The following is a 24,540-nucleotide window of genomic DNA, read 5'->3' as shown; positions in this document are numbered from 1 at the left end:
CCAGGTATTTATGGAAAACCGACAAGGCAAAGGGCTGTCATTTGCCAGGCGTCTCTACAAGCCAAGGATCATCGGCGCGGCCATGTGCTGCATCAGCGTGACCGCCGCGCTCTACCCGCTGGGCATGCCCGGATGGGTGTGGGCGCTATTGCTGGCCAGTGGATTTGCCTGGCCACATTTAGCGTTTCAACTGGCGACCCGCGCCAAATTCCCCTACAACGCCGAACGACGCAACCTGATGTACGACGCGGTGCTGGGCGGGTTCTGGGCCACGACGCTACAGTTCACGCCGTTGATCAGCGTAACGTTGCTATCGATGATCGCCATGAACAGCGTGGCCGCAGGTGGCACGCACTTGCTGCTGCGCGGGTTGCTTGCCCAACTGCTCGGTGCAGGGGTGGCCGGATTGATTTTCGGGCTGCGGTTTAACCCCGATGTCAGGCTGGTGGAGGTCTACGCCAGCCTGCCGATGTTGACGCTCTACCCCATGGCCATCGGCATGGTCTGCTATCAACTGGCGATCAAACTCTCGGAACACAAGCGTACCCTCAGTGCGCTGAGCCGTATCGACAGCCTCACCGGGCTGCTCAACCACGGTTCGTGGAAAGACCTGCTGAACCTCAAGTTCCATAAATGCCAGCAGCAGCAAAGCCACGCCACCATCGCGCTGATCGATATCGATCATTTCAAACAGATCAATGACACCCATGGCCACATCGTGGGCGACGCTGTGCTGCGTCAACTGAGCCTGGAACTGCGGCGCAACCTGCGCGACAACGACCTGGCCGGCCGTTACGGCGGCGATGAGTTTTGTGTGATTTTACCGCAGATGTCGCTGAATAAAGCCGTGCACCTGATGGAACACTTGCGCGAAACGTTCAGCGATTATCGTAACGCGCATATTCCCGAGCTACGGGTGAGCCTGAGCATCGGCGTGGCGGACTTCCAGCCCGAGTTCGCCGATGCGGCTGCCTGGCTGAATGCGGCGGACCGCGCGTTGTACGCCGCCAAACACACCGGGCGCAACCGGGTCGGCGTCAGTGACCACCGGCTCGCGTGTACCGCCTGAAAGTGGCGCAATGACATCTCGTCTGAAATCTCCGTGCACCGCCCCGTCGATAGCATAATGCCTCTACTGGTCGTCAACCCAAAAATGGTCCCGCCCACGGGCGAACTTCCGGGCAGGCTGATCACTCTGAACCCTTTGTTACACCCACCCTGCCAGCACACGGAGGCTGGCAATGAGCACGTCAACCGTACGGCACAGGCCCTACGGCGGCAGGCGCATATCCATGGAACCCCCCAGACGCTTGCTTGCCTGAGCACACGACCATGCTATTCAACGCCCATAAGAAAACCATCGACGCCCTGCAGCACACCCTTGCCCAGCAAACCCACCTGCTGAACGCCATCGAGCGTTCGATGGCAGTGATTGAGTTCGACCCCCAAGGTCAGGTGCTGCGGGCCAATGACAACTTTCTCAAGACATTGCGCTACCGCGCCGACCAAGTGATCGGCCAGTCCCACCGGATGTTTTGCACGCCCGCGTTCGCGCGCAGCGCCGATTACGCGCAGTTCTGGACGGACCTGCGCAGCGGACGCTTCCAGTCGGGCACGTTCGAACGGGTGGCCGGCGACGGCCATTCGGTGTGGCTGCAAGCCAGTTACAACCCGATATGCGATGACAGCGGGCGTGTAATCAAAGTGGTGAAGTACGCCATGGATGTCACCGCGCGCCTGCAAAGCGAAAGCGAAACCCACGGCAAACTGGAAGCCATCGGCCGGGCCATGGCGGTGATCGAGTTCAACCTGGACGGCACCGTGATCACCGCCAACGCCAACTTCCTGCAACGCATGGGTTACAGCCTGGCGCAGGTCCAGGGCCAGCATCACCGCCTGTTCTGCACCCCAGCCACGGCCGGCAGCCAGGCCTACAGCGAGTTCTGGAAACGCCTTAACCAAGGCGAATTGTTCAACGGTCAATTTGAACGGGTGGACAAACACGGCAACCCGGTGTGGCTGGAAGCCAGCTACAACCCGGTGTACGACGCCGGCGGGCGCCTGTGCAAAATCGTCAAGTTCGCCTCCGACGTGACCGCCAGGGTACAGCAGCACGCGGCCGACGCCGCCAGCGCCGCGCAGGCCTATCACATCTCCATGACCACCCGGGACATCGCCGAGAAAGGCGCCGAGGTGATTCAGCAAAGTGCCAGCGGCATGCGCGACATTGCCGCCGACATCGACAGTTCATCGCACTTGATTGCCAAACTGGGCGAGCGTTCGGAGCAGATCACCACCATCGTCAACACCATCCGCGCGATCGCCGATCAGACCAACCTGCTGGCGCTTAACGCTGCCATCGAGGCCGCGCGCGCCGGTGAGCAAGGACGCGGATTCGCCGTGGTGGCCGATGAAGTTCGGCAATTGGCCGCGCGCACCAGCGGCTCGACGTCGGAAATTTCCAGCATGATCGCACTCATCCAGGCCGAAACTCGCCAGGCCATCACCAGCATGGACGGCACGCGCGACCGCGCCGCCCTGGGCGTGGAACTGGCCAACCGCGCCGGCGCGGTGATTGTGCAGATCCGCGAAGGCACCGGCGAGGCGGTGCAGGCGGTGAGCGCGTTCGCCAACGAGCGGGGCGCACGCTGAGCGCAGGCTCGGGTTATTCATGCATCAGACAGCCGGCCAGGCCTATAGTGAGTCACTGTCTTAACGTTGATGACCCGAGCCCGCCATGACCCCAGACAAACCCGAAACCGCCGCCGTCGACCACCTGCGTTTCCACCGGCGCCATGCCCACCTGGCCCCCACCTTCGGTAACGACACGTTTGCGCTGAAGGCCGAAGCGTTCGCGCGCTTCTTCGGCACGCCCGCCTTTCTTGGCGCGCAAACCCTGATCGTGATCCTCTGGGTGGCGCTCAACGTCAGCGGTGTCACGCATTTCGACGTGTACCCTTTCATCCTGCTCAACCTGGCTTTCAGCCTGCAATCAGCCTATGCCGCTCCACTGATATTGCTGGCCCAGACCCGTCAGGCTGCGCGCGACAAAGCGCAGTCCGACGCCGATGCCCAACACCGCGAAGCCTTGGCCGTCGCCAACAGCGAGCGCCAGGCCCAAGCCGCGCAGACCAACAGGCAGTTGCTGGAATTGTTGGAACAGAACACCCGGCTGACGGAAATCACCAAGCAGCTGTCGGAGCACATCGACAGCCTGACGTGCGAAATGCATCAACACTTTGTGCGCAAGACTTAACCCTGCGGCAAGCGCACATGTCGACCCAGTTCATCGAACAGCGTCACCACCGAGCGCAAGGCCCTGCAATCGGGGCGCGTGAGCAACCATAGTGCCGTGTCATGCGCCGCCAGTGGCGGGCCCAGGGCTTGCAGGGTGTGATCGAGCAGAAAACTCGGCAGCGCCGCGACGCCCAGCCCCGCCCGCACCAGTTCGGTGACCGACAGCATGCTGTTGCAGCGATAACCGGGACGCACACCCGGCAAGTGCTCGCGACGCCAGACGACGGTGGGGTGATCGGGCAGAAAATCATCCGGCGCGATCCAGGCCAGTTCCGCCAACGCTCGTCCTGCGTGACGGGAGGCATAATCGCTACTGGCGCAGACTTGATACGACACGCTGCCCAGGCAACGTCCGACGAGATGCTCCGGCGGCGTGCGCGTTAACCGCAGGGCAACATCGGCATCGCGTCGACTGAGGTTGGCGAAGTCATTGGAAGTGCTCAGTTCCAGGGCCAGCGCCGGATAGTCCGGCATGAACTGCGCCAGCGCCGGCAGCAGCAGGCCCTGTAATACCAAGTCGGTACACGTCAGGCGCACCGTGCCGCTGATCACTTCGCCACCTTGCTCCACGCCAATCCGCGCCGCTTCCAGCGCCTGCTCCGCGCGTTCGGCCTGTTGCGCCAGGGTAGCGGCCAGGCCGCTGGGCAGGTAGCCGGCGCGGCTCTTTTCAAACAGGGTCTGGCCCAATGCCGCCTCCAGCCGACGCACCGCGCGAAATACCGTGGAAACATCCACCCGCAGCAATGCCGCCGCCCGCGCCAGGGTGCCGCCGCGCACCAAGGCGAGGATCAGAGAGAGGTCGGCATAGTCGAGCTGATAGTGCGTGGCTGCATTGAGCATATGCGTAAACGCCAATATTGATTGCGTGAGCGCCAATCTATAGTGCACGCCAGGACACCACAAGCCATGGGATGCACCCAATGAAACCCCCTCACCTGCACCTTGCCCTGATCGGCGACTACAACCCCGATGTGCTTGCGCACCAGGCGATTCCCATCGCGTTGCAACAGGCCGCGGACACCCTTGGCGTGCAGGTTCACGCGCAATGGCTGGCCACCGACACCGTGACGCCCGCCACCGAACTGCACGGCCTCGATGGTTTCTGGTGCGTGCCCGCCAGCCCCTACCGCGACACCGCAGGCGCGTTGTGCGCCATTCGGTTTGCCCGCGAACAACGGCGCCCTTTCCTCGGCACCTGCGGCGGTTTTCAACATGCGGTGCTTGAGTATGCCCGCAACGTGCTGGGCTGGGCCGATGCCGAGCACGGCGAGCTGGCGCCCAATGCCGCCCGCGCAGTGATCGCGCCGTTAACGTGCTCGCTGGTGGAAGCCACCGATACCGTGGGTTTAGCGCCCTACACGCGGATCGCCGAAGCCTACGGCCAGTTGCAGATCGAAGAAGGCTATCGCTGCCGCTACGGGGTAAACCCGACCTTCGCCGATGCATTGCTCGCAGGGGCACTGATCGCCTCCGGGCATGATTCGACCGGGATCTGCGCGCGGTGGAGTTGCTCGACCACCCGTTCTTCGTCGCCACCCTTTTCCAACCGGAACGCGCCGCGCTCAAAGGCACCCCCGCGCCGTTGGTACTGGCGCTGCTCAAGGCCTGCCAGGCGGTGTCGGCATGATCGCCAGCACCCCGGCGACGCCTTACTACGCGGTGATTTTCACCTCGCTGCGCACCGCAGACGATCAAGGCTACGGCCGGGCCGCCGCGCGCATGCTCGAACTGGCGCGCGAACAACCGGGGTTTCTCGGGGTAGAGTCGGCGCGGGAGCACGGCCTGGGGATCACCGTATCGTATTGGGCCAGCGAAGCGGCGATCCTGGCCTGGAAACACCACGCCGAACACCGGGAGGTGCGTGAGCGAGGGCGCTCCACCTGGTATTCGGCGTTTCACACACGAGTGTGCAAGGTGGAGCGCGACTATGCCTTTTAGGCGCGAGCGTGTGCCTGCACCAGACTGCGCAAGGCACTGATCTGCGGGATTTCCACCCGGCGCATGTACACCCGCAGCGGTTCGGTGATGTGGATGCGATCGTCGATATTCTGATCAAGCAGCAACTGGATGCGCTCGCGGGACAGGGTCATAGTTTGCCCCGGGGCCGGCAGCCAGACAAATTCGGCGCAGGGAATGATGCCGTCATCGGCCACGTCCATGCCGAACGAGTCTTCGCTGAAACGCACGATGTATTGACCGGTCTTGCGGTTGAGGCCGACGAAACCGTTGAGTTGGTCGGCGGCCTGGCAGATAAGCTCGGAAGTGATGCGCATGCTAAACCTCACTGAAAAGTCCCACAGGGACTGGAAAGATGGTTTACACGCGTGGCAGAAATTGCTGTCCTCTGACGGGGCAGCTGCGGGCAAGAGTACTGCAATGCCTGCTGAAAAAGGCAGAAAATCGATGGGTGCACACGTTAATGTCGGTTTGGTGATAGCGCCTTTCGCAATCAATTGTTAAAAAGGAGCCCTTCTCAAAGCTACCTCCAAGAAAGGACTTCGCCTATGCCTGCCACGTTCACTAAGAGCGCCTTGCTGCTCGCCCTGATGCTCGGCCTGGGCCATGCACAGGCCGCCGAACCGATCAGCCCGGCTGAATTGGCAACCAACGAAGGCATTCCCTACCCCGCTGTGATCGCTCACCGTGGCGCCTCCTACGATGCCCCCGAGTCCACCGCCGCCGCTTACAAGGTTGCGCGTGACCTGGGCGCCGACTACTTGGAACTGGACCTGCAGCGCAGCAAGGACGGCGTGCTGTTCGCCCTGCACGACAACAATCTGCAACGCACCACCGATGTGGCCACCAAGTTTCCCGAGCGCAAGGACGCGCCGGCCAACGAATTCACTTGGAAGGAACTGCAAACCCTCGACGCCGGCAGCTGGTTCAACGCCGCCTACCCGGACCGCGCGCGCCCCGGTTTCGTCGGCCTGAAAATCCTCAGCCTGGACGACATCATCAAGATTGCCGAAGGCAACCCGCAGCACAAACCCGGCCTGTACATCGAAACCAAAGAACCCAAGCAATTCCCCGGCATCGAAGCCGACCTGAAAAACAAACTGCTGGATAAAGGCTGGTTGAGTTCCGCCGGCTCCAAGCTGGGCAAGAGCAACACCGGGGTTGGCCAGGGCAAGGGCCGCGTGGTGCTGCAAACCTTCGAAACCGCGAGCCTCAAAGAGCTGCAGAAGGAAATGCCGAACACGCCGAAGATTCTGCTGCTGTGGGTGGGCGAAGGCAGCATCGAGCCTAAATCCAAGCAGACCTTCGCCGAATCCGGCGAGCCGACCAAGGCCGCGTACTACGCCAAGCAAGAACCCAAGGACGCCGCCGAATTCGAAAAGTGGGTGGACGAGGCCAAGCGCCTTGGCGCCATCGGCACCGGCCCGTCGGCCCAGTTGACCAACCTCGGCGACCAGAGCTATTCGGACCTGGTGAAACCTGAGATGAACAAGCTGACCCACGACAAGGGCCTGCTGGTGCACGTGTACACCGTGGATGAGCCGGTGGACTTCGAGAAAGTGATGAAGGCCGGCGTCGACGGCATCTTCACCAACCGCGCCGCCGAACTGCTGAAGTTCTACAAACGCTGGCCGTCGTCGAGTGTGCAGGACTTGCTCAGGGACAATAAGTTCTGAGCCCGCCTTTAAGGGTGAGTTAAGTTGCGCCGGTTAATCTGGCGCCACTTAAACAGCTCAACCGAGAAGGACACACCCCATGAAAACTTTGACTGCCCTGTTCGCCGCCACCGCTCTGACCCTGACTGCCGGCCTGGCCCAGGCGGATGTTCGCCCGGACCACATTGAAGGCCTGCTCAAGTCCGGCGCGGTAATGCCATTCGAAAAACTCAACGCCGCCGCCGTGGCCAAGCATGCCGGCGCCAGCATCACCGACACCGAGCTGGACCACAAAAACGGCGTACTGGCCTACGAGGTCGAAATGACCGACACCGCCGGCAAAAAATGGGATGTGGCCCTCGACGCCAAGACCGGCGCCGTACTCGAAGACAAGCAGGACTCCTGATCAACGATTGCGCCACCCGCGAGGGTGGCGCTTTTTTATGCGCGATCAACCGCCCAGTCGCGCCGTCACTTCATTGAGCTCCCCGGACAGCCCTCGCAGGTTCTGGCTCGCGGCTTCGGTGCGTCGCACGTTGTCCAGGTTGGCGGTAGCGACCGTTGTGATCTGCGTGATATTGCGCGAGATGTCCTCGGCCACCGAGGTCTGCTCTTCGGCTGCGGTGGCGATCTGACGGTTCATGTCACGAATCGCCTCCACCGCCCGCGTGATGTGCGCGAGCATGGCACCGGCCTGAGTGACTTTTTCCACACTGTCGTCGCTGCATGACTGCCCGCTCACAATCGCCTCGGCCGCATCCACCGCGCCGGTTTGTACCGCCTGGATGATCCCGTTGATCTCGATGATCGACGCCGCGGTGCGTTGCGCCAGGCTGCGTACTTCGTCGGCGACCACCGCAAAACCGCGGCCCGCCTCCCCTGCACGTGCCGCCTCGATGGCGGCGTTGAGCGCCAGCAGGTTGGTCTGCTCGGCAATCCCACGAATCACTTCCAGTACTTTGCCGATGCGCACGCTGTCGTTTTCCAAGCGACGAATGATGGTGCCGGTGTTGAGGATTTCAGTGCGCATCTGGCCGATCGTGGCAATGGTGACTTGCATCACGTCGCCGCCTTCACGCGCAGAGCGGTCGGCCTCATCGGCGGCGCGGGATGCGTCGGCGGCGTGACGTGCAACTTCCTGGGCGGTGGCCGACATTTCAGTCATGGCCGTGGCCACCTGATCGGTGCGGGTAAATTGATCGTGGGTGCCCGAGGCCATCTGACCGGCAATCGAATTCAGCTCGCCACTGGCATTGACCAAGTCGGTGGCACTGCGTTGCAAGCGGCTGAACGTCTCAGCCAGGAAGTCGCGCAACGTATTGGCGGCGGCGGCCAGATGACCCAGTTCATCCTGGCGCCGGCTGGCGACTCGCTCGGCAAAACGCCCACGGCTCAATTGCGTCACGTAGTCGATCAGGCCACGTATCGGCTGGATCAGGTTACGGTTGATCAACCACAAACTGAACAAACCGATCAGCACACCGGACAGCAGCATGATGCCCAGGCCCACCACTACGGTGCGCTCGGCATAGGCACTGATGGCCAGGGATTTCTGGTTGCCTTGCTCTCGCAGGTCGTTGACCAAGGCGCTCATCTGCTCACTGGCGGCGCGGTCCACGCCTTTGACAGCCGTGTCGCCGGCCACCGGGTCGCCACCGGAAGCCACGTAGGCGTCGCGGCCTTTCTGGTAGGCCACGCCGAGTTGCTGATGTTCCTGGCGCAGGGTTTCAATGCGTCGGCTCAACGCCGGATCGCTGTCGGTCTGGGTGACCAGCCGCGCCAGAATGCCTTGCACGTCGTGTTGTCGCGCCTCGAACTGGCCCCAGTATTTTTCCAGGTCCTGAGGCTGTTTGCCGCGCAGCAGAACGTTTTTCCATTCCTGCACCTGCACTTTGAATTGCAGGTTGGCTTCATCGATCAGTTGGGAGGTGTGCAACGGGCCATCGATCAAGCTGCGATAGCTCTGCACACCATTGGACAAGAAGTTGAAACAAGCCAGGGCGATCAACAGCATCGCCAACAGACTACCGCCGAGCAGCGACAGAATCTGCGCTCTCAGTGAAGCTCGTAAAACGTTCATCGGGGAAAGCCTCGATACAGGAAGAAAGGCGCACGCACAGCCACATCCCTGTCATCCCGCCAACCCTTTCGACAGTGGTGCTTACACGTTGGATCGACCGTTCCAGACGCTTCTTGAGCGTAGCTGACCGGTGGTAAAAAAAGTGTCGACGCCGTATCGAGCCCTTCCGGGCCGTCACAAAACTGTCAAATCTCCCTGCAATGATTCGCCCACGCGAACCTGTGAAAAGTCCTACAGGCGCTTTCTCTGCGAGCCTCCATGAACCACAGCATCGACCACAGCCACCAGGACTCTGACCTGTTTGGCTTGCTCTACGGTTTTCGTTTTCGCCCAGGTGAAAAAGGCGAGCAGATCGACTCAGCCACGGCCTTGCAAGCACTGCAGCAACCGGCCGACTCGGAAGAATTCCTATGGCTGCACCTGAACCTGGCCCACGCGGCCTGCGAGCGTTGGATGAAGGCTCACCTGCAGTTGCCCGAAGAGTTCTTCGAAGCGCTGCATGAAGGCTCGCGCTCCACGCGCATCGAACACGTCGACGCGGCCTTGCTGGCGGTGGTCAACGATGTGGTATTCAACTTCAGCAGCATGGTCTCCTCGGATATTTCCACGCTGTGGGTGTGTGCGCGTAGCCGGCTGTTGATCAGTGCGCGCCTGCAACCGCTGCACTCGGTGGATAAATTGCGTTCGTCGGTCAAAGGCGGTGAGCGCTTTCGTTCGCCGCTGGAATTGCTCGTGCATTTGCTGCGCGATCAGGGCGAGGTGCTGACGCAGATCGTGCGCAAGACCAGCATCAGCGTGGACCATATCGAAGACCAGTTGCTTTCCTCGCGCGTGTCCACCAACCGCGCCGAACTGGGCGCCATGCGCCGGGTGCTGGTGCGCCTGCAACGCTTGCTGGCGCTGGAACCGGGCTCGCTGCTGCGGCTGCTCAACCGTCCGCCGCAGTGGTTGCAGAAGGAAGACGTCAAAGAGCTGCGCAAGTCCACCGAGGAATTCGCGCTGATCATCAACGACCTGACGGCCCTGGGCGAACGCATCAAGCTGTTGCAGGAAGAGATCGCCGCCAACCTCAACGAGCAGAGCAACCGCACGTTGTTCACCCTCACCGTAGTGACGGTGCTGGCGCTGCCGATCAACATCATCGCCGGTTTCTTCGGCATGAACGTCGGCGGCGTGCCGCTTTCCCAGGATCCGGAGGGGTTCTGGATTCTGGTGGCGCTGGTGGCGACGTTTACCTTGATTGCCGGACGCTGGGCATTCCGCAAGCGCAAGGACTACTGATTGCGCCCTGCCCTGGCTGCACGAGCGGACCGACGGCGCCTTCAATCACCTAAACACTGACGTGCCGCAGCATCTCTGTAACATTCTGCAATGATCATGGGCGACATCCTCCTCACTCTGGATGCTCCGGCATGGCCACCCCTTCCCTGACTGCTTCCACGTCCGCCCCCCTGGCAGGCCCCAAACCCCGGCTCGACAAGAAACCCGGCCTGGTCACGGTGATCATTTTCTTCGCCGTGCTTGCCATGGGCCTGTTATTCACCGCCTACAGCCTGATGCACGACATGCACGAGATGGGCGCACAGGTCACCACCTGGACGCCATTCCTGTTGCTGGGTGTGGCACTGTTGATCGCCCTGGGCTTCGAGTTCGTCAACGGGTTCCATGACACCGCCAACGCTGTGGCCACGGTGATTTACACCAATTCGCTGCCGCCGCACTTCGCGGTGGTATGGTCGGGCTTTTTCAATTTTCTCGGCGTGCTGCTTTCCAGCGGCGCGGTGGCGTTCGGCATCATCGCCCTGTTGCCGGTGGAGTTGATTCTGCAGGTCGGCTCCAAGGCCGGCTTTGCCATGATTTTCGCGCTGCTGATCGCCGCGATTCTGTGGAACCTCGGCACCTGGTGGCTGGGGTTGCCTGCGTCGTCATCCCACACCCTGATCGGTTCGATTATCGGCGTGGGCGTGGCGAACGCCTTGATGCATGGGCGCGACGGCACCAGCGGGGTGGATTGGAGCCAGGCGACCAAGATCGGTTATACGTTGCTGTTGTCGCCCCTGATCGGCTTTGTGTTTGCCGCTTTGCTGTTGCTGGCCCTGCGCGCCTTCGTGAAAAACCGCGCGCTGTATAAAGCCCCCAAGGGCGACACCCCGCCGCCGTGGTGGATTCGCGGCATGCTGATCGCTACCTGCACCGGCGTGTCGTTCGCCCACGGCTCCAACGACGGCCAGAAAGGCATGGGCCTGATCATGCTGATTCTGGTCGGCACCCTGCCGATGGCTTATGCCCTGAACCGCACCATGCCCGCCGAACAATCGTTGCAATTTGCGGCGGTGGCCGAAGTGACCCAGGCCGCGCTGGTCAAAAGCGCGCCGCAGGCCGCGCCAGGCGACCCGCGCGCGATTCTGTCGGTGTATGTGCGCACCAAGGAAGCCACTCCGGAACTGGTGCCGGCCCTTGCCGCCCTCGCCGGCCACATTGGCGATGAAGTCAAAGGCTACGGCTCCCTGGCCAGGGTTCCCGCCGAAGCGGTCGGCAACGTGCGCAATGATATGTACCTGACCAGCGAAACCATTCGCCTGATGGACAAGGGCAAGGTCGGCAACTTCGACGCCGACACCCAAGGCAAACTGCAACTGTTCAAACAGCAGATCGACGATGCCACGCGCTTTATCCCGCTGTGGGTGAAAATCGCCGTGGCCATTGCCCTGGGCCTCGGCACCATGGTCGGCTGGAAGCGCATTGTGGTGACGGTAGGCGAGAAAATCGGCAAGACCCACATGACCTACGCCCAGGGCGCCGCGGCGGAAACCGTGGCGATGCTGACCATCGGCGCGGCGGATATGTATGGGTTGCCGGTCTCGACTACCCATGTGTTGTCATCCGGCGTGGCGGGCACCATGGTGGCCAACGGCGGTGGCTTGCAGATGAAGACCATCCGCAATTTGCTGATGGCCTGGGTGCTGACATTGCCGGCGGCGATTCTTCTGTCGGGCAGCCTGTACTGGCTGTTCAGCAATCTGTTCTGACGCACCTTGATCAAACATGCGGGTGGGGTTGCACCATGGCGGCCAACCAGTCCATGAACACCCGCACCCGCATGGGTAAATGCCGTTGCCCGGCGTACAGCAGGGCCACATCCAACGGCGGTGGCGGGTAGTCCGGCAGGATCGCCACCAGTTCACCGCGAGCCAATTCGTCGGCCATGCCCAGGGTCGGCACCTGGATAATCCCGAAGCCGCCCAGGCAAGCCGATTTGTACGCATCGGTGCTGTTGACCGTCACCCGCCCCTTCATGGGAAGCCGTTGCACCTTATTGCCCTGCAGATACTCGAACCCCGCCGAACGTGATCCCAGCGGGCGTACGTAATGCACCAAGTGATGGTCGGCGAGGTCGGCCAAGGTGTGTGGCACGCCAAAACGCTGCAGGTAGCTGGCGCTGACACAATTGATCATCGGCAGGCTGCACAGCGAGCGGGCTACCACCGTCTGATCCGGCTGCGCGCCGATGCGCAACACGCAGTCGAACCCTTCGGCGAGCAGGTCGACCTGGCGGTCGGTGGCGCTGATCTCCAGCTCGATCAGCGGGTGTGCGTCCATGAACGATGGCAGGCGCGGCAGAATCAACTCCCGCGCCAGGGCGTTGGGCATGTCCACGCGTATCCGCCCGGCCAACTGAGCTTCGTCCTGGCGAAACAGCCCCTCAAGTTCCTCCATATGGGCCAGCAAATCCTTGCTGCGCTCGTACAACACGCGACCGTCCTGGGTGGCTTGCACCTTGCGCGTAGTGCGTTGCAGCAAGCGTGCGCCGAGCAGTTCCTCCAGCGCCTGCACATGCTCGGACACGGTAGAGCGCGGCAGGCCCAGGCTCTCGCCGGCCTGGGTAAAACTCGACAGCTCGGTGACGCGTACGAAGGTGCGCAGCAACTCAAGTTTGTTCATGGGATTGTTCGCCTTATCCGGCCAGTGATTCCGGTTTCGTTCTGTTTATCACGTTACAGGCGGACAAATACACTCAGTCCCACATTCACATCCGAAGAGGACTGCACCATGACCCGTAAAATCGCACTTATCACCGGTGCCAGCCGTGGCCTGGGCAAGAACGCCGCGCTGCACCTTGCCGCACAGGGCGTCGATATCATCGGCACTTACCACAGCAAGGCCGACGAAGCCCAGGCACTGATAACGCAGATCGAACAACTGGGCGGCCGTGCCGCAATGCTGAAGCTGGATGTGAGCCAGAGCGCGACGTTCGGTGATTTCGTCGGCGATGTGGCTGGCGTGCTCAAGGATGTTTTCGCACAGGATCGCTTCGACTTTCTGATCAACAATGCCGGTATCGGCATTCACGCCAGCTTCGCCGAGACCACCGAAGCGCAGTTCGACCAACTGCTGGCGATCCAATTCAAGGGCCCTTTTTTCCTGACCCAGAAACTGCTGCCGGTGATCCGCGACGGTGGTCGCATCCTCAACGTCTCCAGCGGCCTGGCGCGCTTCAGCTTGCCAGGCTACGCAGCCTACGCGGCGATGAAAGGCGCGATGGAAGTGCTGACCCGCTACCAGGCCAAGGAACTGGGCGGGCGTGGCATCAGCGTCAACATCCTCGCCCCCGGTGCGATTGAGACCGACTTCGGTGGCGGCGCCGTGCGCGACAACGCCGACCTCAACGCGATGGTCGCCAGCAATACCGCCCTGGGCCGCGCCGGTTTACCGGACGATATCGGTGGCGCGATCGCCAGCCTGCTCGCCGACGGCAGCCACTGGATCACCGGGCAGCGTATCGAGACGTCGGGCGGTATGTTTTTGTAGGAGTTTTTCGCGCAGCACGTCATAACCCCAGTGATACACGTAGGTGTACGGCAGAAAAAACAGCAGTACACCGATGTCGAGGATGAACGCCTGCAACAGGCTGATCTTGAGCCACGCCGCGATCAACGGCACGCATACCAGGATCAGCCCGCCTTCGAACAGCAACGCATGGAGCACGCGGGTCCATGGGTTGTTGGCCAACTGCAGGCGCACTTTGAGGCGGTCGAACAGGCCGTTGAAGATCACGTTCCATGTCAGCGCCATCACGCTGATCGCCAGGGTGACCATGCCCATTTCCAGGGCGGGCTTGTCCATGATCCAGGCCAGCAACGGCGTACAGATCAACAACGCCAGGGCTTCGAAACCGATGGCCTGGCACACGCGTTCGGTAAGGGATTTGCTAGGGCTCATGACCCGGCTCCACAGTGAGGAAGGTTGCCATCATTACCCTTTGAATCGATACTTCATAACCAATAACCATCGATCAAGGCGATAGTCATGGCCTCACATGAAGTGCTGCAGGCGTTTGTGCAGGCGGCTACCCAAGGCTCGTTTTCAGCGGCGGCGCGCAAGCTCGGCAAGAGCCAATCCACCGTCAGCGCGGCGGTGGCGAGCCTGGAGATCGACCTGGATGTGGTGCTGTTTGACCGCAGCAGTCGCAAGCCGACGCTCACTCCCGCCGGCCATGTACTGCTGCAACGCGCCGAGCAGGTGCTGGAGGCCAGCAGCCGGCTTGAGTTGGCGGCGAGCCAGCTGGCCCAGGGGCTGGAGCCTAAGCTGAGCATCGCGATGTCGGACACCTACCAGTCCGACCGTTTCGAGGTCGCCCTCAGTGCATTCGAACAACGCTACCCGGACCTTGAGCTGGAATGCCTGATCGCCGAGTGCGAGGACCTGATCGCGCTGGTGCAAAGTGGTCGCGCGCAGATCGCGTTTATTGAACAGCAGGACGTGTACCCACCGGACCTGACGCGCGCGCCCGTGGAAGAACGCACGGAAATTGCCCTGTTCGTGTCCCCCAAACATCCCCTGGCGCGCCTCGGCACTCTCACCGCGCACGCCCTGCAACAGCATCGCGAACTGCGTCTGGCCAGCATCATCAACCCGAATGAAACCCGCGCCATCGGCCGCGTCTGGTCGGCCCCCAGTTACCTGATGCTGCTGGAGATGGCCCAATTGGGTTTCGGCTGGGCGCCAATTCCGCGCTGGCTGGTGGAACGGTTTGGCGGCGGCCAATTGGTGGAGCTGAAGGCACGCGGCTGGCCGCGCTCGGTGGCGGTGGATGCGTTGTGGTCGCGGCATCATCCACCGGGGCCGGCGGGGAGCTGGTTGTTGGGCAAAATGCTGGAATGATCGGGACGACTAAAGTGGGACGGCGCGGTTGAAAAATAATGTCGCTGCACCAAACCCGATAGACTGCGCCCCTACTTGCAGCCGTTCGGACACCCTCGATGCACACCCGCCTCGTCGACTACGCGGCGCTGACTGCCATGCAACAACAGCACGTCAGCGCCATCGAAGTTCACCCTGAGCAGTTGCCGTTTTGCGGCGATATGTATTGCGCGCTCAATAGCCTGCTGGCTAAACCCAGCCCCGGTATCAAAGGCTTTGCGCTGCTGGCCGACGACTTGCCGGTGGCCTTCCTGCTGCTTAAACGTCCACCTTGCCTGCCCCACTGGGCCGATGAACACAGCGCTACGCTGCATGCCTTGCAGGTGGACCGGCGGCAACAGGGTCGTGGGTTCGGCAAGGCGTGTCTGCAGGCATTGCCGGCAGTGGCGCTTGAGACATGGCCGCAGATCAAGGGCTTGGAGTTGTCGGTGGACACGGACAATGTGGCGGCGATGGGCTTGTATCTGGGGCTGGGCTGGGTGGACAGCGGGGAGGCGTACAAGGGGCGGGTTGGCTACGAGCGCAGGTTGCGTCGGGCTCTTTATCCGCCGTGATAGATGTCACGTAAACATGACGTTCAGAGGGTCCTATCATGTTTACGCGACCTGCGTTATCGACTCAGCCCCGCTCTCCGACCGGTAGCCAGATTTCCACGGTTCCTGTGCCTTTGCGCGCATCAAAATCGGCGCTATAGCGCTCGAAATCAGCCCCCATCACCTTGTAGCCGGAGTGCGGCAACCATTCGAACATGATGCGTTCATAGGTCTGTTCCAACGCCTGAACCGGGCCGTGATGTGGGAACACGGCATAGTTGAGCGGTGGAATTTCGATCACGTCAAAGTTGCGTGGCACCTCGCTTTTGGTCGGGACTTCCACGCCGGCCATGTAATCGAATTCGCCGTCGTGGGGGTTATGGCACACCCCGTAGGTGAACCCGCCGACACGTTTTTTGATGTCCTTGATGCAACTGTCGAACAACTCCCACAGCCGCGGGATATCGCCGACGGTGGCCTTCGAATAACGCCCTTTTACACCGGCGATCACCAAGGCCTTGCCTGCTTCCATGCGCGGCGCCAATGGTTGTTTTCCGTGCTGATCCATACGAACAGTCTCCTTCTTATGAGGGAACAAACCCGCATCGAGTATAGGGGCATATCCATGCGTTGCTCCAAGCAGAAAATTTTCCCACGCATATGGACAACTGGCCATCACCGACCGTATTGTCTGCCCCGCAGGCCACCGCAGTGGCCGACGTCGCTCGGACGGTTCCGGGCGCTTACGTACTCTCGAGGCAACAATGGCCGAACAAGGTTCGCCGCGCCGCTTTGCGCGCATCGATCGACTCCCCCCTTACGTGTTCAATATCACTGCCGAGCTGAAGATGGCTGCGCGTCGGCGCGGCGAAGATATCATCGACTTGAGCATGGGCAACCCCGACGGCGCCACGCCGCCGCACATCGTCGAAAAACTTGTGCAAGTGGCCCAGCGTGAAGACACCCACGGTTACTCCACTTCCAAAGGCATACCGCGCCTGCGCCGGGCGATCTCGCGCTGGTACAAGGACCGTTATGCAGTGGACATCGACCCCGAGACCGAAGCCATCGTGACCATCGGTTCCAAGGAAGGCCTGGCGCACTTGATGCTGGCCACCCTGGACCAGGGCGACACCGTGCTGGTGCCCAACCCCAGCTACCCGATTCACATCTACGGTGCCGTGATTGCCGGCGCCCAGGTGCGCTCGGTGCCGCTGGTGCCTGGCGTGGATTTCTTCGCCGAGCTGGAACGGGCGATCCGCGGTTCGATCCCCAAGCCGAAAATGATGATCCTCGGTTTCCCGTCCAACCCCACCGCGCAGTGCGTGGAGCTGGATTTCTTCGAACGTGTGATTGCGCTGGCCAAACAATATGACGTGCTGGTGATCCACGACCTCGCCTACGCCGATATCGTCTACGACGGCTGGAAAGCCCCGTCGATCATGCAGGTGCCCGGCGCCAAGGACATTGCGGTGGAGTTTTTCACCCTGTCCAAGAGCTACAACATGGCCGGCTGGCGTATCGGCTTTATGGTGGGCAACCCGGAACTGGTCAACGCCCTGGCACGGATCAAGAGCTACCACGACTACGGCACGTTCACACCGTTGCAGGTGGCGGCGATTGCAGCATTGGAGGGCGACCAGCAATGCGTGAAAGACATCGCCGAGCAATACCGCCAACGCCGCAATGTGCTGGTCAAGGGCCTGCATGAGTTGGGTTGGATGGTCGAGAATCCGAAAGCGTCGATGTACGTCTGGGCGAAGATCCCGCAGGCGTATGCCGCCATGGGTTCGCTGGAATTTGCCAAGAAGCTGCTGCTGGAAGCCAAGGTGTGCGTGTCACCGGGAATCGGCTTTGGCGAGTATGGGGATGATCATGTGCGCTTTGCGCTGATCGAGAACCAGGACCGCATTCGCCAGGCGGTGCGTGGGATTCGCGGGATGTTCCGCGCGGATGGGCTGGTCCAGAAAGCCTAGCCATTTGTGTTGCAGAAATGCAGTTAAAAATGTGGAAGGGGGCTTGCCCCCTCCCACATTTGATTGGGTTTTCACCCTTGCCTTGTGGTGTGCCTGTTAGACCACCAACGACAGCAACATGATGAAGATCAACGCCACCACGGACAGGATGGTTTCCATCGCCGTCCAGGTCTTGAAGGTCTCGGCCACGGTCATGTTGAAGTACTGCTTGACCAGCCAGAACCCGGCATCGTTGACGTGAGACAGGATCAACGAGCCCGCCCCCGTCGCCAGCACCAGCAGCTCGCGGTTCACCCCCGGAATCATGCCCACCACCGGCACCACGATGCCCGCGCCGGTAATGGTCGCCACAGTGGCCGAACCGGTGGCCACGCGAATCACCGCCGCCACCAGCCACGCCAGCAGAATCGGGTTGATCTGCGCGGTCACGGCCATATGGCCGATCACGTCACCTACACCGCTGGTGACCAGCATCTGCTTGAAGCCACCACCGGCACCGATGATCAGGATGATCGCGGCGGTCGGCGCAAGGCTGGCGTCGAGCAGTTTGAGGATCTGCTTGGAGTGAATGCCCTGGCGGCTGCCAAAGGTGTACAACGACAGCAGCAACGCCAGCAGCAGGGCGGAGATCGGATGACCGATCATATCCATCCAGTTGCGCACGATGTGGCCGTCCGGCAGGCCGATGTCAGCGAAGGTTTTGAGCAGCATCAGGAACACCGGCAACAGCACGGTGATCAGGGTAATGCTGAAGCTCGGCAGGTCTTTGCTTTCCGGCTCGCGGGCCAGTTGATCCACCAGTTCCTGGGACGGGTTGCCCGGGATGTACTTGGCGATGAACGTACCGAAGATAGGGCCGGCGATGATGGCGGTCGGCAGTGCGACGATCAGGCCGTACAGGATGGTCTTGCCGATGTCCGCGCCAAACACGCCGATAGCCAGCAGCGGACCCGGGTGCGGCGGCACCAGGCCGTGCACCGCCGACAGGCCGGCGAGCAACGGAATGCCGATTTTGATCAGCGACACACCGGTGCGGCGCGCGACGATAAACACCAGCGGGATCAGCAGCACAAAGCCGATTTCGAAGAACAGTGGGATACCCACCAGAAACGCGGCGAACATCATGGCCCACTGGACCTTTTCCTTGCCGAAGGCGCGGATCAGGGTCTGCGCGATCTGATCGGCGCCGCCGGATTCGGCCATCATCTTGCCGAGCATCGTGCCCAGGGCGAGGATGATGCCGACAAAGCCGAGCACGCCGCCGAAACCGTCCTGGAACGCCTTGATGATCTTGTCCACGGGCATGCCCGAGGTCAGGCCGAGAAAGCCTGCCGCAATGATCAACGCGATAAACGGGTGAACCTTGAAACGGGTGATCAAGACGATCAGCCCGATAATAGTGACCACTGCATCAAGCAGCAGATACGACTCGTGGGACATGCCAAACATGGGGGTCTCTCCTGTTTGTTGTTGTTATTAAAGCGGGTATTGAATGAGTTGCCGGGGATAGCGCTATCTTGTCCGGCAAACAATTATTTGGATGGTTCAAAACCGTGTTCCAGCCACCAGGCGTTGGTCTGCTCGGCGAGTTGCTCGACGTTGTCGCGGCTGGCGTTGAGGGCCAGGGTCAGCGGCTCGCCTTTGGGCGATTCGAGGGTGGCGAACTGGCTGTCGATGAGGCTGGCCGGCATAAAGTGCCCAGGGCGGTGGGACACGCGGTCGGCGGCCACTTCACGGGTCAGTTCCAGAAACACGAAACCCAGGCCCGGCGCGGCTTCGCGCAGGTGGTCGCGGTATTTTTTCTTGAGGGCCGAGCAGGTGAGCACCGGGTGTTGGCCGGCCTTGAGCGAGCGGCGCAGCTCATCGCAGAGGATGTCGAGCCAGCCGGCGCGGTCGTCGTCGTTGAGGGGGTGGCCTGCGCTCATCTTTTCGATGTTGGCGGCGGGGTGAAAGCTGTCGCCTTCAATGGCGGTGGCGCCGTTAAGGCGGCACAGGGCCTCGCTGACACTGGTCTTGCCGCAGCCGGCAACACCCATGATGACCAAGGCGGTAACAGGTTGACTCATGAAACACCTCAGGACGCAGATAGCGCTACCCTTGCACGCTGTAAGGCTAGTGCAAAAACAGGCTTTTCCCGCGCCGTCTTGTCTTTTTTTATGGAGTGACGCGTGCATCCGCTCCAATGGTTTGAACAGGATCAGGCAACCCAACGTTCAAGTATTTGCAGCCTTTTGGAGACAGCGCTACCTTAGTGCCTCGATTTTTGTTTGGCAAGCCGCCTGATGACCTCCAAGAACGATAAAAATACCCGCACGACGGGACGCCCCACCCTGAACGAAGTCGCCCGCCTGGCCGGCGTCAGCCCTATCACCGCCTCACGCGCCCTGCGCGGCATCAGCACCGTGGCCACGGAGTTGGCGGAAAAAGTCCGGCACGCCGCCGCCGAACTCAATTACGTGGTCAACCCTGCCGCCCGCGCATTGGCCTCGGCCCAGAGCCATTCGGTGGTGGTGCTGGTGCCTTCGCTGTCCAACCTGCTGTTCATCGAAACCCTCGAAGCCATTCATCAGGTACTGCGGCCCAAGGGCTTCGAAGTGTTGATCGGCAACTCCCACTACTCGCGCGATGAAGAAGAAAACCTGCTGCGCAATTACATGGCCTACCAGCCGCGAGGCCTGCTGCTGACCGGCTTCGACCGCACCGAAAGCGCCCGACGGATGGTCGAGACCAGCAACGTACCCTGCGTCTACATGATGGACCTGGACCCCAACGCCGGCGTGAACTGCGTGGGTTTCTCGCAACTGGTCGCCGGTGAAACGGCGGCGGCGCACTTGATCGCCCGTGGGCGCAAGCGCCTGGCGTACATCGGTGCGCAACTGGACCAACGCACCCTGCTGCGCGGCGAAGGCTTTCGCCGGGCGCTGCAACAGGCCGGCCTCTACGACCCCGCCTTGGAACTGCTGACGCCGCGCCCCTCTTCCGTGGGCCTGGGCGGCGAGTTGTTTCTGCAGTTGCTGGCCAGCCATCCGGATGTGGATGCGATTTTCTTCGGCAATGACGACTTGGCCCAGGGCGCATTGCTGGAAGCGCTGCGCCATAACATCAAGGTGCCCGAACAAGTGGCGGTGCTGGGTTTCAACGACTTGCCGTCCTCCTCCTTCATGGTGCCGCGCCTGAGCAGCATCAGCACTCCGCGCGAAGCGATTGGCCGGCGTGCGGCGGAGCATTTGTTGACGATCATGGCGGGTAACAAGATCGCCAAGCCGGTGGTGGATATGGGGTTTGAGTTGCGGGTGCGGGAGAGCACGTAGGACCGGTGTAGGAAGCGGCTGACATTACGGTAAGCGCCTTGCCCGCTTGCCTACGCTTACGTCAGAATCCGCCGGCTTGTGTGCCTGGGAGGCGATCTTTAAGGTTTGCCGGTCGCTGAATTCTCGGTGATCGGGTTTAGTAGCCCGAGCCTCCCAACACAAGATGCATGAGCCTATCGATGCTTGATGGTGGCTGTGCGCAGGGCGCCTTCGGGTGCGCCGGGTTTGTGTGGGATACCGGTCTACTAACCTGCGTACAGCTGCCACCCTCGTTTAGTAGCGATGAGGTATCAGCCCAAATCAGGTACTTAAACATGCAAAGCCCACATCCCACGCATACGCTTTTCACCGTCATCCCCGATGTCTCCATCGAAAGCCTGTTGATCAACAGTTACGAAACCGTCTGTTCCGTCAGCACCTTGCTGCTTGATTTGTCCAATGACCTATCCGGTAAACACCGTGATGTCGCCTTGGCCATTCATCAATTAAGTGAGCTGAGCGTACTGCTGGTCGGCAAGGCCGCGGACCTGCACGCCCCACGCTGTTGAGCCCCTCCCCTTCGCACATTTTTTTCCGTGCACACTTAGAGATATCGCCGTCGCTTGTCGCCCCTGCTAGATTGTCCCCTCTCTCCATCGTCAGGGAAGCACCATGGGACATTCACTGAAAATCTTGGGCCGCGCGTCATCCATCAACGTGCGCAAAGTGCTCTGGACCTGCCAGGAACTGGGCATCGACTACGTGCGTGAAGATTGGGGCATCGGCTACACACCCACTCAATCCGCCGAGTTCCTGGCCCTGAACCCCAACGCCCAGGTGCCGGTGCTGATCGATGACCACGGCGTGCTGTGGGAATCCAATACCATTTGCCGCTATCTGGTCGGCCTATACCAACGGCATGACCTGCTGCCCGCCGAGCCCGCGCCAAGGGCTCGGGTGGAGCAGTGGATGGATTGGCAGGCTACCGAGCTGAATCCGTCCTGGGGCTACGCGTTCCATGCCTTGGTGCGCAAAAACCCGGACTATCAGGACCCGCAACGCATCCAGGCCGGTGTGCAAGGCTGGAACGACAAGATGGCCATCCTCGAACAACAGTTGACCAAGACGCAGGCCTACGTCGCCGGTGATGAATTTACCCTGGCCGACATCCTTATCGGCCTGTCGGTGCACCGCTGGCGCATGACGCCGATGGAGCATCCGCCCTTTCCCGCGGTGACGGCCTATTACGACAGGCTCAGCCAGCATGCGGGCTTCAAGGCATTCGCCCTTGATGGTCATAATTGATCGTCACGCCATAAAACCTTAAGCCATGCGCCTTATGCGCAATTAATCGCCAAATGTGCTCGGCGCCACCTGCAACTTAACAAGCAGCAGTTTCCGTTAGCCGGCTAAGATTCCAGGTCACTGCCCCTGGAATCTCAGCCATGTCGACCCTCACCGCCTCAGCCACCGACGGCATCGACCCGTTGCGCGCTGCCCACATCAGCGCACGCATCGACCGCCTGCCCGCCGTCGCCACCGTCTGGCGCCTGGTGGCGCTGCTGTCGATCGGTGGTTTTTTTGAGTTGTATGACCTGTTCCAGACTGCCTACATCAGCCCAGGCCTGATCAGCGACGGAATTTTCCACACCGGCAGCGAGGGTGTGTTCGGTTTCTCCGACCAGGCCGCGTTCGCCTCCGCGACCTTTCTGGGCCTGTTCCTCGGCGCCAGCCTGCTCAGTCCGATTGCCGACCGCTTCGGGCGCCGGGCGATCTTCACCTTTGCGCTGATCTGGTACACGGTGGCCACCGTGTTGATGGGCATCCAGACATCCGCCCTGGGCATTATCGGCATGCGTTTTCTGGTGGGCATCGGCCTGGGCATCGAGCTGGTGACGATCGACGCCTACCTCTCGGAACTGGTGCCCAAGCGCATGCGCAGCTCAGCGTTTGCCTTCGCGTTTTTTATCCAGTTTCTGTCGGTGCCCGCCGTGGCGCTGATGTCGTGGTGGCTGGTGCCCCAGGCGCCATTCGGGATCGCCGGTTGGCGTTGGGTGGTGCTGAGCAGTGCGGTGTTTGCACTGTTTATCTGGCAACTGCGCAAGCGTTTGCCGGAATCACCGCGTTGGCTCGCGCAACAAGGCCGCTTCGACGAGGCCGGGCAGATCATGGACAACCTGGAGGCGCACTGCCGCCAGGATCACGGCAAACCGCTGGACGAGCCCGAGCCAGAGGCCGTCAGCGTGCAGGGCAGCGGGCGTTTTGCCGATATCTGGCAGCCGCCGTACCGACGCCGGGCGTTGATGCTGATCGTGTTCCATGTGTTCCAGGCCATCGGTTTTTTCGGCTTTGGCAATTGGTTGCCGGCGTTGCTGTCGGGCCAGGGCGTGAGTGTGACCCACAGTTTGCTGTACGCGTTTATCATCACCCTCGCCTATCCGCTGGGGCCGTTGCTGTTCGTGAAGGTGGCCAACCGCTTTGAGAACAAGTGGCAGATCGTCGGCTCGGCCATGGGCGCGGTAATCTTCGGCAGCCTGTTCGCGCTACAGACCACGGCGGTGGGGCTGGTGTTCTGCGGGGTGATGATCACGTTCTGCAATGCCTGGCTGAGCTTCAGTTATCACTCGTACCAGAGCGAACTGTTCCCAACCAATATTCGCGCGCGGGCGGTGGGGTTCTGTTATTCGTTCAGCCGCTTGTCGACGGTGTTCAGCAGTCTGTTGATCGGGTTCATTCTCGAGCACTTGGGCACGCCCGGTGTACTGGCGTTTATCGCCAGCAGCATGTTGATCGTGATGATCACCATCAGCTGGTTCGGGCCACGCACGCGCAACCTGGCCCTGGAACATATCGCCCATTGACGGCAACGGTTGGCCGTCGGTGGGATAAGTTTTGCCGCCGACGGCGCGCCGCCCCAACAAAACCGGGGTGCCGGCACTCGGCATGCTATTTGCTCCAGCTGTGGCAACGAACATTTCACAGGTGACGATCATGCTGGTAAACAACAACACCCAAGCCGTGTCGACCGTTCAACAGATCAAGCGCCCCGACATGGACCCCGCCAACGCCGCCGCCAGCGCACTGTACAGCGGCGCTTTGCAAGCGGCGCAACAAGCCGTGACCGTACCGGCCGCGCAAAAGGAACTGGACAAGGCCACCGATCGTATCGATGAAGCCTTCGCCAAAACCCGTGTGCAATTGCAGACCAGTACCACCAGCGATGTGCCGGCCACCAACGCTACGTCCGGCGCACGCGCGGAGTTCACTGAGTACATGAGCAAATCTCCGGCCGAACGTATCCGTGAGCAATTGCTCAAGGAACAGGGGCTGACCGAGGCGGATGTGCAGAACATGTCGCAGGAAAAGCAGGACGCGATTTCCAAACAGGTGGCTGAACGCTTGAAGCAGCAGCAGGAACAGCAAGTAGCGGCGAAGACGGCTGCGCCTCAGGCGCAAGCGCTGAAAGAGACCTTGGCGGCCATCTGACGTCACTGGCCGCGAGGTTTTTAAGCACTCACGAACGCTGCGGCCATTCCCGGATGATCGTGTCAT

25 protein-coding genes and 2 pseudogenes are annotated in these 24,540 nt (G+C 61.3%); 18 read left to right on the top strand and 9 right to left on the bottom strand.

Annotation, left to right across the window (positions count from 1 at the left end; all coding sequences use genetic code 11):
* Window positions 1–10 precede the first annotated feature (10 nt).
* The 3 genes from G7025_RS16160 (at window position 11) to G7025_RS16150 (ending at window position 3,256) form a co-directional block, all read left to right on the top strand.
* Window positions 11–1,069, top strand: a complete 1,059-nt coding sequence (locus tag G7025_RS16160) for a diguanylate cyclase (RefSeq protein ID WP_181080150.1) — start codon at window positions 11–13, stop codon at window positions 1,067–1,069.
* A 263-nt stretch (window positions 1,070–1,332) separates the two neighbouring features.
* On the top strand, window positions 1,333–2,652 hold the full coding sequence (locus G7025_RS16155; RefSeq protein WP_181080149.1) for a methyl-accepting chemotaxis protein: 1,320 nt from the start codon (window positions 1,333–1,335) through the stop codon (window positions 2,650–2,652).
* Window positions 2,653–2,737: 85 nt separating this feature from the next.
* Complete coding sequence (locus G7025_RS16150; protein WP_181080148.1) at window positions 2,738–3,256, top strand: DUF1003 domain-containing protein; 519 nt, start codon at window positions 2,738–2,740, stop codon at window positions 3,254–3,256.
* On the opposite strand, the gene G7025_RS16145 is transcribed toward G7025_RS16150, so the two are convergent.
* Window positions 3,253–4,137: a LysR family transcriptional regulator gene (locus G7025_RS16145; protein WP_181080147.1), complete on the bottom strand. Its 885-nt coding sequence runs from the start codon at window positions 4,135–4,137 to the stop codon at window positions 3,253–3,255. The genes G7025_RS16150 and G7025_RS16145 overlap by 4 nt on opposite strands.
* Before the next feature lie 80 nt (window positions 4,138–4,217).
* Here G7025_RS16145 and G7025_RS16140 point away from each other — a divergent pair.
* Window positions 4,218–4,924 (top strand): annotated as a pseudogene (locus G7025_RS16140) (CTP synthase C-terminal region-related (seleno)protein).
* Window positions 4,921–5,235, top strand: coding sequence for an antibiotic biosynthesis monooxygenase family protein (locus tag G7025_RS16135; RefSeq protein WP_181080146.1), 315 nt, complete (start codon window positions 4,921–4,923; stop codon window positions 5,233–5,235). Before G7025_RS16140 ends, G7025_RS16135 begins: the two are co-directional and overlap by 4 nt.
* Here G7025_RS16135 and G7025_RS16130 read toward each other — a convergent pair.
* Window positions 5,232–5,570: a DUF2025 family protein gene (locus tag G7025_RS16130; protein WP_181080145.1), complete on the bottom strand. Its 339-nt coding sequence runs from the start codon at window positions 5,568–5,570 to the stop codon at window positions 5,232–5,234. The two genes, G7025_RS16135 and G7025_RS16130, sit on opposite strands and share 4 nt — an antisense overlap.
* Before the next feature lie 231 nt (window positions 5,571–5,801).
* On the opposite strand from G7025_RS16130, the gene G7025_RS16125 reads away from it, so the two are divergent.
* On the top strand, window positions 5,802–6,929 hold the full coding sequence (locus G7025_RS16125) for a glycerophosphodiester phosphodiesterase (protein WP_181080144.1): 1,128 nt from the start codon (window positions 5,802–5,804) through the stop codon (window positions 6,927–6,929).
* Window positions 6,930–7,008: 79 nt separating this feature from the next.
* The gene (locus tag G7025_RS16120; RefSeq protein WP_181080143.1) at window positions 7,009–7,314 is read left to right on the top strand and encodes a PepSY domain-containing protein; all 306 of its coding nucleotides are present in this window, start codon (window positions 7,009–7,011) and stop codon (window positions 7,312–7,314) included.
* 45 nt (window positions 7,315–7,359) lie between these two features.
* Here G7025_RS16120 and G7025_RS27125 read toward each other — a convergent pair whose 3' ends face one another.
* Both G7025_RS27125 and G7025_RS27120 read right to left on the bottom strand, forming a co-directional pair.
* Window positions 7,360–8,064 (bottom strand): methyl-accepting chemotaxis protein, encoded by a 705-nt coding sequence (locus G7025_RS27125; protein WP_375139337.1) that lies wholly within the window; start codon window positions 8,062–8,064, stop codon window positions 7,360–7,362.
* A 228-nt stretch (window positions 8,065–8,292) separates the two neighbouring features.
* Window positions 8,293–8,403 (bottom strand): annotated as a pseudogene (locus tag G7025_RS27120) (hypothetical protein); the annotation flags it as partial.
* 843 nt (window positions 8,404–9,246) lie between these two features.
* Between G7025_RS27120 and G7025_RS16110 the strand changes: the two are divergent.
* Complete coding sequence (locus G7025_RS16110) at window positions 9,247–10,269, top strand: transporter (protein ID WP_181080141.1); 1,023 nt, start codon at window positions 9,247–9,249, stop codon at window positions 10,267–10,269.
* Window positions 10,270–10,400: 131 nt separating this feature from the next.
* Window positions 10,401–12,017: an inorganic phosphate transporter gene (locus tag G7025_RS16105; protein ID WP_181080140.1), complete on the top strand. Its 1,617-nt coding sequence runs from the start codon at window positions 10,401–10,403 to the stop codon at window positions 12,015–12,017.
* 10 nt (window positions 12,018–12,027) lie between these two features.
* Here G7025_RS16105 and G7025_RS16100 read toward each other — a convergent pair whose 3' ends face one another.
* Window positions 12,028–12,930, bottom strand: coding sequence for a LysR family transcriptional regulator (locus G7025_RS16100; protein WP_181080139.1), 903 nt, complete (start codon window positions 12,928–12,930; stop codon window positions 12,028–12,030).
* A gap of 108 nt (window positions 12,931–13,038) precedes the next feature.
* On the opposite strand from G7025_RS16100, the gene G7025_RS16095 reads away from it, so the two are divergent.
* Window positions 13,039–13,797, top strand: a complete 759-nt coding sequence (locus G7025_RS16095) for an SDR family NAD(P)-dependent oxidoreductase (RefSeq protein WP_181080138.1) — start codon at window positions 13,039–13,041, stop codon at window positions 13,795–13,797.
* On the opposite strand, the gene G7025_RS16090 is transcribed toward G7025_RS16095, so the two are convergent.
* Window positions 13,696–14,208, bottom strand: coding sequence for a multidrug/biocide efflux PACE transporter (locus tag G7025_RS16090; RefSeq protein WP_181080137.1), 513 nt, complete (start codon window positions 14,206–14,208; stop codon window positions 13,696–13,698). The two genes, G7025_RS16095 and G7025_RS16090, sit on opposite strands and share 102 nt — an antisense overlap.
* A gap of 87 nt (window positions 14,209–14,295) precedes the next feature.
* Between G7025_RS16090 and G7025_RS16085 the strand changes: the two genes are divergently transcribed.
* A complete protein-coding gene (locus G7025_RS16085; protein WP_181080136.1) occupies window positions 14,296–15,150 on the top strand; it encodes a LysR family transcriptional regulator in 855 nt (284 codons plus the stop codon).
* 98 nt (window positions 15,151–15,248) lie between these two features.
* A complete protein-coding gene (locus G7025_RS16080; protein ID WP_181080135.1) occupies window positions 15,249–15,743 on the top strand; it encodes a GNAT family N-acetyltransferase in 495 nt (164 codons plus the stop codon).
* Window positions 15,744–15,807: 64 nt separating this feature from the next.
* Here the strand turns inward: G7025_RS16080 and G7025_RS16075 are convergent, their stop codons facing one another.
* On the bottom strand, window positions 15,808–16,290 hold the full coding sequence (locus tag G7025_RS16075) for a GyrI-like domain-containing protein (protein ID WP_181080134.1): 483 nt from the start codon (window positions 16,288–16,290) through the stop codon (window positions 15,808–15,810).
* A gap of 196 nt (window positions 16,291–16,486) precedes the next feature.
* On the opposite strand from G7025_RS16075, the gene alaC reads away from it, so the two are divergent.
* Window positions 16,487–17,698 (top strand): alanine transaminase, encoded by a 1,212-nt coding sequence (gene alaC / locus G7025_RS16070; RefSeq protein WP_181080133.1) that lies wholly within the window; start codon window positions 16,487–16,489, stop codon window positions 17,696–17,698.
* Window positions 17,699–17,794: 96 nt separating this feature from the next.
* On the opposite strand, the gene G7025_RS16065 is transcribed toward alaC, so the two are convergent.
* Window positions 17,795–19,147 (bottom strand): GntP family permease, encoded by a 1,353-nt coding sequence (locus G7025_RS16065; protein ID WP_181080132.1) that lies wholly within the window; start codon window positions 19,145–19,147, stop codon window positions 17,795–17,797.
* Window positions 19,148–19,230: 83 nt separating this feature from the next.
* Window positions 19,231–19,764, bottom strand: a complete 534-nt coding sequence (locus G7025_RS16060) for a gluconokinase (protein WP_181080131.1) — start codon at window positions 19,762–19,764, stop codon at window positions 19,231–19,233.
* Between the two features lie 213 nt (window positions 19,765–19,977).
* Between G7025_RS16060 and G7025_RS16055 the strand changes: the two genes are divergently transcribed.
* The 5 genes from G7025_RS16055 (at window position 19,978) to G7025_RS16035 (ending at window position 24,474) form a co-directional block, all read left to right on the top strand.
* Complete coding sequence (locus tag G7025_RS16055; protein WP_181080171.1) at window positions 19,978–21,009, top strand: LacI family DNA-binding transcriptional regulator; 1,032 nt, start codon at window positions 19,978–19,980, stop codon at window positions 21,007–21,009.
* Between the two features lie 314 nt (window positions 21,010–21,323).
* Complete coding sequence (locus G7025_RS16050) at window positions 21,324–21,557, top strand: DUF6124 family protein (RefSeq protein WP_181080130.1); 234 nt, start codon at window positions 21,324–21,326, stop codon at window positions 21,555–21,557.
* 103 nt (window positions 21,558–21,660) lie between these two features.
* On the top strand, window positions 21,661–22,293 hold the full coding sequence (locus G7025_RS16045) for a glutathione S-transferase family protein (protein WP_181080129.1): 633 nt from the start codon (window positions 21,661–21,663) through the stop codon (window positions 22,291–22,293).
* Window positions 22,294–22,433: 140 nt separating this feature from the next.
* Window positions 22,434–23,849 carry an MFS transporter gene (locus G7025_RS16040; RefSeq protein ID WP_181080128.1) on the top strand — a complete coding sequence of 472 codons (1,416 nt, stop codon included), beginning with the start codon at window positions 22,434–22,436 and terminating at the stop codon, window positions 23,847–23,849.
* A 130-nt stretch (window positions 23,850–23,979) separates the two neighbouring features.
* The gene (locus G7025_RS16035) at window positions 23,980–24,474 is read left to right on the top strand and encodes a hypothetical protein (protein ID WP_181080127.1); all 495 of its coding nucleotides are present in this window, start codon (window positions 23,980–23,982) and stop codon (window positions 24,472–24,474) included.
* Window positions 24,475–24,540: the final 66 nt, after the last annotated feature.

The sequence above is a fragment of the Pseudomonas lurida genome (assembly GCF_013522705.1).
GTDB classification, from domain to species: domain Bacteria; phylum Pseudomonadota; class Gammaproteobacteria; order Pseudomonadales; family Pseudomonadaceae; genus Aquipseudomonas; species Aquipseudomonas quebecensis.
This window is presented reverse-complemented; position numbering and strand designations above follow the sequence as displayed.